At 42.3% G+C, this 388-nt stretch carries 1 pseudogene; it reads right to left on the bottom strand.

From position 1 onward, the window contains the following. Positions 1-388 (bottom strand): annotated as a pseudogene (locus ABT58_RS24270) (GumC family protein); the annotation flags it as partial.

Genomic DNA, 388 nt, shown 5'->3' with positions numbered 1-388 from the left:
CATTGAACAGCGCTTGAGTTTCAATTCGCTTCTCGGTTGCTTGAGCAATGCGGTCAGTAAGATTTGACAGTTCTGAACTGGTTAACGCCACAATACCGCTATCATCAATCAGCTTTTGCGCTTCCAGAAACTGCAGCAATGCTTGTTCTGAGCTATCCAACTTGCTCTTCAACTCTGCAAGTCGCTGGTTAATCCAACTGGTCGCTTGTTCAGTTGCAAGTAATTTTGACTCGAGATTGTTTTCGATAAAGGACTGGCCGACTTCATTGGCAATTTTGGCAGCCAATGCAGGATCTTCTGATTCAAAACTGATATTTACAAGCTGAGTTTTTCGGATAGGTGAAATCGTGAGCTTTGACTTAAATGTTTTTAGAACACTGCGATTTAG

Origin of the sequence: Photobacterium aphoticum (genome assembly GCF_001029435.1) — a bacterium.
Lineage (GTDB): Bacteria > Pseudomonadota > Gammaproteobacteria > Enterobacterales > Vibrionaceae > Photobacterium > Photobacterium aphoticum.
This window is presented reverse-complemented; position numbering and strand designations above follow the sequence as displayed.